A 10,360-nucleotide genomic window follows, 5' to 3' on the forward strand; every position below is an offset into this window, starting at 1 on the left:
TCTTCGGAGGTCCTGAACGACTCATTCAAGACCGTCGTCGAGCGCCGAGCTCGCCCAGGCCGGGCTCAGATCTCGTCCCACGGCACGGTTTCGTACGCCCGCGCGAGCAACTCCACCGCGCGGTCCGCGGTCGGCAGCACGAGGTCGTCGACGGACGCGACCGCGCGCCCCGGGGTTTCGGAGTTCGTCACGAACATCGCGTCGAAGAAACGCAAGTCCGCGGGCCGGACTTCGCGCGTTTCCTGCGGAACACCCAGGCGACGCAACGCTTCCTTCTGCACCAGCATCGTGATCCCCGGCAGTACCGCGGCTTCCGGCCACACGACCGTGTCGCCGGCCAGGAAACCGGCGTTCCACACCGAGGCCTCGCTGATCCGGCCGGCCGGGTCGACGAACAGCGCGTCGTCGTAGCCGGCCAGCTCGGCCTGGCGGGAGTGGTAGATCAGCCCGAACGTGCCGAGGTGCTTCACCTGCGGCAGATCCCGCTGGTAGCGCACCGTCCGCAGGCGCAGCGGCGCCGGTTCGGGCGGGTGCGGCGGGAGCGTCCGGACCAGGATCTCCGGCACGAGCGGCTCGTCGAACGAGCGCGTGACCACCATGACCCGTACCGAAAGCGCCGGTTCGCCGGCGATCGCCTGGCGGACGTACGCCCGCACGCGGTCGACGTCGAGGTCGGTGCCGAACAGCAGCCGGGTGCTCGTCGCGAGCCGCTCGAGGTGGAACGCGAGCCCGCGGACCCGCCCGTCCCGGACCTGCATCGCGGTGAAATGACCGTAGGAGGTCATTCCCGCGACGAAGGCGCCCGGGCCGAGCGGGTCCCCGTTCAGCTCGATGCGCGCCGCCACTACTGGACGGTCACGCCCGTGAACTTCACCTGCTTCGTCGGCGCCCCGGTGCCGTCCTGCGGGTTCGGGTTCGCGATACCGGCCTTGGCGACGGCGTCGAGGACCTTCAAGCCCTCGTCGCTGATGCTGCCGAACACCGAGTAGTCCGCCGGGAGGCCGTCGGCGTTGCCGTAGACCATGAAGAACTGGCTGCCGCCGGAGTTCGGGGCGGACGTCTTCGCCATCGCGAGGATGCCGCGGCCGTACTTGATCTCCGGGAACGCCTCGTCCGGCATCGTGTAGCCGGGACCGCCCTGGCCGTCCTGGGTCGGGTCGCCGGTGGCCGAGGGGTCACCGCACTGCAGCATCTGCAGGCCCTCGGTGCCGAGCCGGTGGCACATGGTGTCGTTGTAGAAGTTCTGCTTCGCCAGGCTGATGAAGCTCTGCACCGCGCACGGCGCGAGCGCCCGGTCGAGCGTCAGCGGGATGTCGCCCGCGGTGCTCTTCAGCGTCACGTTCACCGTGCCCGTCGACGGGACGTTCTTGCCGTCGGGCAGGTTGACCTTCTTCGGCGCCTTGCCCGTCGTGTCGGCCTTGAAGTCGCACGTCGTCGGGTTCGGCAGCGCCGTGGTCCGCTTCGGCAGCGCCGTGCGCTGCGTCGGGATCTGGAGGTCGGTCGGCGGCGGAGCGGCCGAGGACGAGGCCGCCGGGTCGGCGGTGCTGTCACCGCCGTTGGCGCTCACGATCCACACCACCACGCCCGCCACGACGAGCACGGCCACGCCGACGACACCAGCGCCGATCCTCCTGCGTCGCTTCTGCTGCTCCAATCGGCGCTCGAGCTGCCTCTCGAGCTTGCGCTTCGCAGCTTCGCGGCGCTGCTGGTTGGTCGCCACCCCGTACCCTCCAGGTTTCCGCTCGTGTCACACGTCTGAGGTAGCGGCAGTGTATGGGCACAGCCTGTGAGGACCATGTACAGGGCCCGCTAGTCTCAACCCGATCGTGATCGGCGCCATCCGGCGCGGATGTCCGGGAGGCGTTCGGTGCTCGTCGTCGGGTTCGGCAGCGGCCCGCTGCAGGCCAACTGCTACCTGCTGGCGGAGGCCGCCGGCGGGCCGTGCGTGGTCGTGGATCCGGGGCAGGAGGTGGCCGCCCCGCTGACCGCCGCGCTCGCCGAGCACCGGCTGGTCCCGGCGGCGCTGGTGGCCACGCACGGGCACGCGGACCACGTCGCTTCGGCCGCTTCGCTGGCCGCCGACCACGGCGTCCCGCTGCACCTGCACCCGGCCGACGCGCGGCTGTACGACGGCGACAGCGTCCCGCTCGAGCCGGGCACCTTCGCCGGTCTGGACATCGACGTCCGGCACGTACCGGGGCACACGCCGGGCTCGGTGGTCCTGAGCCTGGCGACAGCCGAGGGCGGCCGGCTCGCGCTGACCGGTGACACGCTGTTCGCCGGCTCGGTCGGCCGCGGTGCCGACCCGGAGGCGGTGCGCGAGCTGCTGACGAGCCTGCCGGACGACGCGGTGGTGCTGCCGGGCCACGGCCCGGCGACGACGATCGGCCGGGAACGCGCGGGCAACCCGTTCCTCGCCGGGACGGGGGCCTGAGCATGGCGGAAGAGACGGCCGAGCGGCTGGCGCTGTTCGAGGAGGACCCGCGCGGCCGCCGTCGCCGCGGGATCTCGGGCCTGATCGGCGTGGTGATCGTCGCGGCCGCGTTCGGCGGCGTCGCCGGCCTGATCGGCGGCACCCTGATCGGGCTGATCGTGGCGCTGGTGATCGCGCTGCCGCTGCTGTACGTGATGGCGGTCAGCATCCGCCGCCGGGTCTGGCTGGAAGGCTCGACGCTGCTCGTGCGGACCTGGGGGCTGCGCCGCGTCGACCTGGTCACCGCGACGCGCCTGGACCTGGTGATCGGCGACGTCCGCGGCTCCCGCACGGTGAGCCTGCTGGTCAACGCCGGCCAGCGCGGCAAGGTGGCGAAGGTCGACCTCGCGGTGTTCTCCGGCACCGGCGGCCGCGAACTGGGCGTCCTGCAGCTGCGCAGGCTGGCGAACGCGCTGATGAACAACACCGAGGCGAACGGGCTGGTGTTCGGCGAGCTGCTGGTCGCCGAACTGAAGGCCGAGGCGCGCGGCTCCGGCGTGGCCGACCGCCCGCTCTACCGGCTGGCGTCGGTGGCGCCGTCCGGCAAGTACGTGCAGCGGTTCACGATGGAGGCCGTCAGCCGGTTCGTGGCGACTCTCGACTGAGCTCCTCGTCCGCGTCGCGCAGCTGCTCGAGCTGGTAGACGAGCTCCGGGACCTCCTGCGCGATGTACGCGGCGAGGCGCTCGACGTGGTGCAGGGTGGCGCGGACGTCCTCGAGGGCGGCCGCGATGCGCGGCAGCGACTCCACGGCCTGGACCGTGGCGGTGACCACCCGCAGCGCGCCCCGCACGAGGCACCGCGGGCCGGAGAGCAGGACCATGGCGCCTCCCGGTTCGGCTGCCGCCTTCCTACCGCGTTCTCGCCGGTCCGGCTCGGTCGGGGTGCGCCGGTGTTACGGGTGGGACGGAACTGCTTTCGTGGTGCTGCTGAGGTACGCGGCGGGCTCGCGCGAGGCGATCAGCGCGGCCAGGATCGTCGTCACCGGGACGGCCGCCACGATGCCGACGCTGCCCGCGAGCGTCCGGATGATCTCCTGCGCGATCTCTTCGCTGCCGAGCAGCGCGCCCAAGCCGACGCCGGAGATCGACGAGTACAGCAGCACCGGCAGTGCGGCCCCGGCGTAGGCCATCACGAGCGTGTTGACCGCCGACCCGACGTGGTCGCGGCCGATCCGCAGCCCCGAGCGGTACAGCTCCTGCCAGGTCAGGTCCGGGTTGGCGCGGCGCAGCTCCCAGACCGCGCTGGTCTGGGTGACGGTCACGTCGTCGAGCACGCCGAGCGCGCCGATCACGACACCGGCCAGCAGGAGCCCGCGGGCGTCGATGCCGTGGCCGAGCGACCCGATGAGCGTCGACGTGCTGTCGTCGAGCCCGGTCAGCGAGGCCGCCGCCGAGAAGATCGCCGACAGGACGCCGATGAGGGCGAGGCTGACCAGCGTGCCGAGGACGGCCGCGGACGTTCTCGCCGTCAGCCCGTGGGTCAGGTAGAGGGCGATGAACATGATCGCGCCGGACCCGGCGATGGCCACGACCAGCGGGTTCTCCCCGGCGAGGATGGCCGGGAGGATGAACAGCGCGATCACCGCGAAGGACAGGCCGAGCGCGACGAGCGCGGCCAGGCCCTGCCAGCGGCCGAGCACCAGCACGGCGACCGCGAAGAGCGCGGCCAGCACGAACAGCGGGGTGCCGCGCTGGAAGTCCACCAGCTGGAAGCTGGCCGGGTCGCCGGCGTTGCCGCCGTTGTAGGCGAGCACGACGGCGTCGCCCGCGGAGAACCGCGGCGTGCTCGGCTCGATCGGGACGGTCAGCTTCAGCTGCTTCCCGTTCGCCGGGCCGTCGGTCATGGTGAGGTCGACCGTCAGGCAGGGCTTGGCGTTCGGGTCCGTCTGGTCGCCGACCTGGACCTGGCCCTGGGCGAGGCAGGGACCGGTGGCGGTCGCGGTGATGTCCGCGGCCACGGGCGTCCCCTGCGGGACGACGCTCGTCGGATCCGGCTTGCCCCAGGGGTAGAGCACGATCATGCCGACGACGGTCGCCAGCGCGAGCGGGGCGAGCAGCCAGATCAGCAGCAGCTTGACGCGCTTCGACGCCGGCGCGGCGGGCCCGTGGCCGTGGCCGTGGCCGTGGCCGTGACCGTGGCCGGTTTCGGGCTCGGGCTTCTTCGCGGGGCGCGGCTTCGTGCGGGCCGGGACTGCCTGCGGCCCGGTGTCACCGCGGCGCGCGACGCGCTGGGCGCCGGTGTTCGCGACCCGCTGCGGCCCAGTGTCGGCGCGGCGGCGGACCGGCGCCGCACCCTCGGCCGGGACCCGGCGGGCGGGCTTCCGGGGCGTCGCGCCCGGCGAAGGGGACACCTCGTCCGTGATCCGGCGAATCGGGCCGGTTGCGTCGTTGTCCAGGTCGGGGCGGTCCACGCGCACATCCTGACAGCGGGATCGCACCGCCCGCACGAGGGGCCGCCGAGGGTCCGGTTCCTCCCGATGCGTCAGCCGTAGGCTTGGCGGACGTGGACGCGCCGGTACGCCGACGGCGGGGTGTCGAAGTGGTCGAGGAAGGCCTGGCGCAACGTCTCCGTCGAGCCGAAGCCGCAGCGGCGCGCGATCGTCGCCAGCGGGAGGTCCGTGCCCGACAGCATCCTGGCCGCGTGCTCGGTGCGGACCGTGCGGACGTACTTGCCCGGCGTCGTGCCGAGGTGGGCGTCGAAGAGGCGGGTCAGCTGGCGGGTGCTGAGGCCCGCCCGGGCGGCCAGTGCCGGGGTGCCGAGGTCCGCGTCGAGGTGCTCGGCGATGTACGCGGTGAGGTCGCGGACCTCGCGGTGCTCCGGCGGCGGGCCGGCCAGGAACAGGCTGACCTGGGCCTGGTTGCCGGGCCGCTGCAGGTACGTCACCAGCGACCGCGCGACTTCGCGGGCCAGCGTCGGCCCGTGGTCGGCCTCCACGAGCGCCATCGTCAGGTCGAGGCCGCTGGTCACCCCGGCGGCCGTGTAGACGTTGCCGTGCTGGATGTAGAGCGGCACCGGATCGACCGTCACCGCCGGGTAGGCGTCGGCCAGCTTCGCCGCCCAGCGCCAGTGGGTCGTCGCGCGGCGGCCGTTGAGCAGGCCCGCCGCGGCGAGCACTTCCGCGCCGGTGCAGACCGACGCCACCCGCCTGCTGGTCTGGGCCAGCCGCCGGATGTGGGCGAGCACGCGTTCGTCGGACGCCGCCGTCGTGCTTCCCCAGCCACCCGCGACGACCAGCGTGTCGAGGTCGGCCGCGACCTGGTCGAGCCGCAGGTGGGGCTGCAGGACCAGGCCGGAGCACGTGCGGATGGCCTGGCCGTCGATCGTGGCGAGCCGGATCTCGTACGGCGGGCGGGCGCCGTGGCGGTTGGCGGCGTCGAGGACGTCGGCCGGGCAGGCGACGTCCAGCAGCTCCACGTCGGGGAATCCGACGATCGTGACCCGTCTGGGTGAGCCTGCCATGATCGCACGCTAGCAGCCGGACCGGCCTTCGGACGCGGTTCGCAGGATTTCGGACATCCGGATCCGGCGGGACGGCGGCCGCCGCCAGGGTGAGGGCCATGACCGCTGAGCAGAAGACCCTCGCTTTCGTCGTCTACCCGGGCCTGACCCCGCTGGACCTGGTCGGCCCGCTCCAGGTGCTGAGTGCCTTGACGCAGCTGGATTCCGGCTACCGGGCCGTCGTCGTGGGCGCCACGAAGGACACCATCGGCACCGACACGCCGCTGAGCGTCGCGGCGAGCCACACGTTCGACGAAGTGCCGTCGCCGTACGCGGTGCTGGTGCCCGGCGGCACCGTGCCGACGCTGCGCGCGATGGCGGACGAGCGCCTGCTCGCCTGGCTGCGCACCGCGGCCGCCGGCGCCGAGCTGGTGACGTCGGTCTGCACCGGCTCGATGGTGCTCGGCGCGGCCGGGCTGCTGGAGGGCAAGCGGGCGACGACGCACTGGATGTTCCGCGACCTGCTGGCCGGTCTCGGCGCGACGCCGGTCGCGCAGCGCTTGGTCGAAGACGGCCGGGTGATCACCGCGGCGGGCGTCTCGGCGGGCATCGACCTGGCGCTGCACCTGGTGGAACGGCTGGCCGGCCGGCAGGTCGCGACGAACATCCAGTTCGCCATCGAGTACGACCCCGAGCCGCCGCAGGGCCGCCTGGACTGGGACAACCAGCCGTACGGCGACCTCAAACCGCTGCGCGAGCACACGCTGCGGGCCGGGCTGGCCGAACACCCGGAGCTCCTGGGCAAACTGCTGGCAAACGCCTGAACCAACGTCGTCGGCCATCCGGGTGATCGAGGGAAAAGCCCAGTGCCGGACGGCTAGATTCAGCTCGCTCGATCAGGTGATCTCGCGGGTGGGGTGTAGCCGTGCGGTTCGAGGTCCTCGGTCCGATGACCGCCACCGTCGAGCTGCCGTCGGCGGCCCAGCCGCGGCGGCTGCTCGCCGTGCTGCTGGCGCGCGCCGGCCAGTTCGTCGGCCGCGACACGCTGGTCGACGAGCTGTGGCCGGACGGCGCGCCGTCGAGCGCCGCGGCGATCGTGCAGGTCACCGTGTCGAAGCTGCGCAAGACGCTCTCGCCCGGCTTCGGGGCCGCCGAGGCCGGGCAGCGCCTGCGGTCCGGGCCGCGGGGCTACGCGCTGTCGGTCGAGCCGGGCGAGCTGGACGCGGACGACTTCCTGACGCTGCTGTCCGCGGGCGCCGACGACCGCGCGCAACGCCGCCGCGCGCTCGAACGGGCGCTGGCGTGCTGGCGGGGCGACGCGTTCGCCGACGTCGCCGGCGGCCCGCTGCTGGAGGCGCACAAGCTGTGGCTGGAGGACCGGCGCTCGGCGGCGTTGCTGCAGCTGGTCGAGCTGGAGCTCGCCGACGGCGACGGCCGGTCGGTCGTCGAGCGGCTCGACCCGGTGGTCGCGGCCCGGCCGGCCGACGAGCGCTTCGCCGCCCGGCTCGCGTCCGCACTCGGCGCGGTCGGCCACCGCGAGTCGGCGCTGGAGGTGCTCCGCCGGACGCGGCGGGCGCTGTGGGAAGAGGCGGGCGTGTGGCCGGGCGACGACCTCGTCGCGGTGTACCGCCGGATCGCGGGCACCGAGTGGACGACGCCGGGCCCGCCCGCGCAGCTCCCGCCGGCGGTGCCCGACTTCACCGGCCGCGCGGCCGAGCTCGCCGACGTGGGCCGGGCCTTGCGCGGTTCCGGACCGGTCGTGCTGCACGGGGCCGCCGGAGCCGGGAAGTCGGCGCTGGCGGTCCAGGCGGCCTGGCGGGCGCGCCGCCGCTTCCCCGACGGCCAGCTGACGGCGTCACTGCGTGACGCCGAGCCGGCCACGGTCCTGACGGGGTTCCTGCGCCTGCTCGGCGCGACGCCGGCGGAACTGGCCGACCGCGCCGGCCTGCCGGGGTTGTGGCGCAGCTACACCGCGGACCGCCGGTTGCTGGTGCTGCTGGAGGACGTCACGACCGAGGCGCAGGTGCGGGCGCTGCTGCCGAGCGGGCCAGGCTGCGCGACGCTGGTCACCACGCGCCGAGAGCTGCCCGGCCTGTGCGGGGCGCGGCCGGTCCCGGTCCCCGGACTGTCCACAGAGGACGCCTGGGCGCTGCTGGCGGCGATCGTGGGGGAGTCGCGGTTGCGCGCGGAACCCGCGGCGGCGCAACGGGTGCTCGAGTGTTGTGCCGGGTTGGCGCTGGCGGTCCGGATCGCCGGGGTGAAGCTGGCGGCGCGCCCGGGCCGGCGGGTGGCGGAGCTGGCGGCCCGGTTGGCCGACGACCGCCGCCGGCTCGACGAGCTTGCCACCGGCGACCTGGCGGTCCGGGCGGCGGTGACGTCGGCTGTACGGGAGCGGCCGACGGCGGATCGGTGGTTGCTGAGGCTGGTGGCGGCGTTCGAGGGGCCGGTCCCGGACTGGTGCGTGGCGGCGCTGCTGGACCGGCCGGTGGACGAGGCTCGCGACCGGCTGGAGGAACTCGCCGCGGCACACCTGGTGGCGGAGCCCGGGCCGGCCGCTCAGCACGCCGACCGCACCGGGACCCGCTGGGCACTGCCACCCTTCATGCGGCTCTTCCTCACTGAAACTCCGGAAACCGACACCGCCGCACTCCGCCGAGCCTGCGAAGCCGCGCTCGCCCGCGCCGAGCGCGCCCGCAGCCGGCCGCACCCCGATCCCGCCGGAGATGCCGGCGCCTGGGCGGCCGAAGAAACCGCCCACCTCGCCGCGGCCGCGCGGCTTGCCGGCGCGCACGGCTGGCACGACCTCACCGAACGGCTCGCCGATGCCTGCACCGCGCTGGCCGGCACGCCGTGGCTCGGGCACGCCGCCCGGGCCGTTTCCGTGCTCGGGCTCGCCGCCGCGCGGCGGCGGCAAGATCCGCGCGCCGAAGCCGAAAAGCTCTACAACCTCGGCTCGGTGCACTGGCAGCACGGCCGCGGCCGGCAGGCCCGCAACTACTTCGTCATGGCCGAAAACCGCTTCCGGCAGCTCGACGACCCGCAGGGCACCGGCGCGGTGCTGGCCGCGCTCGCCGACGTCCACCTCGACGGCGGTGACCCGCGGGCCGCCGAAGCCGAGCTGGTGGAGGCCATCGGCCTGCTGGGCGCGTGCGGCGACCGCCACGGCCAAGCGGCCGCGGCGGCCCAGCTGGGGTCACTGGCCGAGGACGTCGGGGACGTGCGGCGCGCGGTCGAGAGCTTCGAGGTCAGCATGCTGCTCGCGAGCGAGTGCGACGACGGCCGCGGGCACGACCAGGCCGCCAAGCGCTACGCCGACGTCCTGCGCCGGCACGGCGGCTACGACCGGGCCGCCGACCTGCTCACCGGTGCGCTCGGCGGCGCCGTCCGGACCCGCGAGCGGCACTGGGAGGCGCACGTCCTGCGCAGCTTGGGGGCCCTGCACACCGAGGCCGGCGAGCCGCTCGACGGCGAACGCTTCCTGACGCGGTCGCTGACGCTGTTCGAACAGATCGGGCACCGGCACGCCGCCGCCTACACCCACCGCTGCCTCGCCGAAGCGCGCCGCGGTGCGGGCGACCCGGCGGGCGCACGGTGGCACCTGCGCGTCGCGATGGGCGTGTTCCGCGAGCTGCGTGACCGCCGCGGTGCCGGCTACACCCTGCTCAGCCTCGGCCGGACCCACGCGGACGAGGGCGCCGAAACGGAAGCGGCCCGGCTCCTGCGGACGTCGGCCGGCCTCTTCCGCGAGCTCGGGTTCCCGCTGTGGGAGCTGCGCGCGCTGCGGGAGCTCACCGCCGTCACCAGTGAATCCCCGGCCCGGGACCGCACTCGTGAAGTCTTGACGAAGATCAGGACCTGACCCCGCGCACCGCCCCGGCCCGCGCCGCGGCGTTTGGCGAAGTTATGGCCCTCCCGTTTTGGCTGCCGCCGTTCGGATCGTCGTACCGAGGAGGCAAGGCATGCCGGGACAACGGATGCTCGCGCGCGTGGCTGTGGGACTGACCGCAACGGCTGCGACGGTGGTCTTCGCGACCATCGGCACCGCGTCGGCGAGCGTCGAGGTCACCAAGCTCACCCAGGCGCAGGCGGCGTCGCAGCTGTCCGCCGCCGGGGTGACGCACTCGTCGAGCGGGGGCTGCACCACGCGGTCGAACTCGACCTGCACGTCCTACGAGCAGATCAACCAGAGCACCGTCAGCGGCGTGATCACGCTGAAGCGGGCGAGCGGCTGCGCGATCAACATCACCGGCGGCACCGAGGTCGGCCACGCGTCGGGCACCTACAGCCACTACAACGGCTACAAGGTCGACATCTCGCACAACAGCTGCATCGACGCCTACATCAAGAACAGCTTCAGCTACATCGGGCTGCGCGGCGACGGCTACCCGCAGTGGAAGGCCGGCTCCGGCAACCTCTACTGCGACGAGGGCAACCACTGGGACATCAC

The 10,360-nt window shown here is 73.8% G+C and carries 10 protein-coding genes; 5 read left to right on the forward strand and 5 right to left on the reverse strand.

Annotation, left to right across the window (positions count from 1 at the left end):
* Positions 1-65: 65 nt before the first annotated feature.
* A complete protein-coding gene (locus ACERZO_RS50095) occupies positions 66-845 on the reverse strand; it encodes an aminotransferase class IV (protein ID WP_372673125.1) in 780 nt (259 codons plus the stop codon).
* A complete protein-coding gene (locus tag ACERZO_RS50100) occupies positions 845-1,720 on the reverse strand; it encodes a peptidylprolyl isomerase (protein ID WP_372673126.1) in 876 nt (291 codons plus the stop codon). Before ACERZO_RS50100 ends, ACERZO_RS50095 begins: the two co-directional genes overlap by 1 nt.
* Positions 1,721-1,867: 147 nt before the next feature.
* Between ACERZO_RS50100 and ACERZO_RS50105 the strand changes: the two genes are divergently transcribed.
* Together ACERZO_RS50105 and ACERZO_RS50110 are read left to right on the forward strand one after the other, a co-directional pair.
* On the forward strand, positions 1,868-2,434 hold the full coding sequence (locus ACERZO_RS50105) for an MBL fold metallo-hydrolase (RefSeq protein ID WP_372673134.1): 567 nt from the start codon (positions 1,868-1,870) through the stop codon (positions 2,432-2,434).
* Positions 2,435-2,436: 2 nt separating this feature from the next.
* Entirely contained in the window at positions 2,437-3,078 is a 642-nt protein-coding gene (locus ACERZO_RS50110) for a hypothetical protein (RefSeq protein ID WP_372673127.1), read from the forward strand.
* Here ACERZO_RS50110 and ACERZO_RS50115 read toward each other — a convergent pair.
* The 3 genes from ACERZO_RS50115 to ACERZO_RS50125 form a co-directional block, all read right to left on the reverse strand.
* Entirely contained in the window at positions 3,050-3,295 is a 246-nt protein-coding gene (locus tag ACERZO_RS50115; protein ID WP_372673128.1) for a hypothetical protein, read from the reverse strand. The two genes, ACERZO_RS50110 and ACERZO_RS50115, sit on opposite strands and share 29 nt — an antisense overlap.
* Before the next feature lie 72 nt (positions 3,296-3,367).
* Entirely contained in the window at positions 3,368-4,885 is a 1,518-nt protein-coding gene (locus ACERZO_RS50120; RefSeq protein WP_372673129.1) for a YibE/F family protein, read from the reverse strand.
* Positions 4,886-4,956: 71 nt separating this feature from the next.
* Positions 4,957-5,934: a GlxA family transcriptional regulator gene (locus ACERZO_RS50125; RefSeq protein WP_372673130.1), complete on the reverse strand. Its 978-nt coding sequence runs from the start codon at positions 5,932-5,934 to the stop codon at positions 4,957-4,959.
* Positions 5,935-6,032: 98 nt separating this feature from the next.
* Here ACERZO_RS50125 and ACERZO_RS50130 point away from each other — a divergent pair, with 98 nt between their 5' ends.
* From ACERZO_RS50130 to ACERZO_RS50140, 3 genes are all read left to right on the forward strand, one after another.
* Positions 6,033-6,737, forward strand: coding sequence for a DJ-1/PfpI family protein (locus ACERZO_RS50130; protein ID WP_372673131.1), 705 nt, complete (start codon positions 6,033-6,035; stop codon positions 6,735-6,737).
* Between the two features lie 101 nt (positions 6,738-6,838).
* Entirely contained in the window at positions 6,839-9,772 is a 2,934-nt protein-coding gene (locus ACERZO_RS50135; RefSeq protein ID WP_372673132.1) for an AfsR/SARP family transcriptional regulator, read from the forward strand.
* Between the two features lie 127 nt (positions 9,773-9,899).
* Positions 9,900-10,360 (forward strand): hypothetical protein (locus tag ACERZO_RS50140; RefSeq protein ID WP_372673133.1); only part of this gene is annotated, 461 nt, incomplete at its 3' end.

The sequence above is a fragment of the Amycolatopsis kentuckyensis genome (assembly GCF_041679295.1).
Lineage (GTDB): Bacteria > Actinomycetota > Actinomycetes > Mycobacteriales > Pseudonocardiaceae > Amycolatopsis > Amycolatopsis kentuckyensis_A.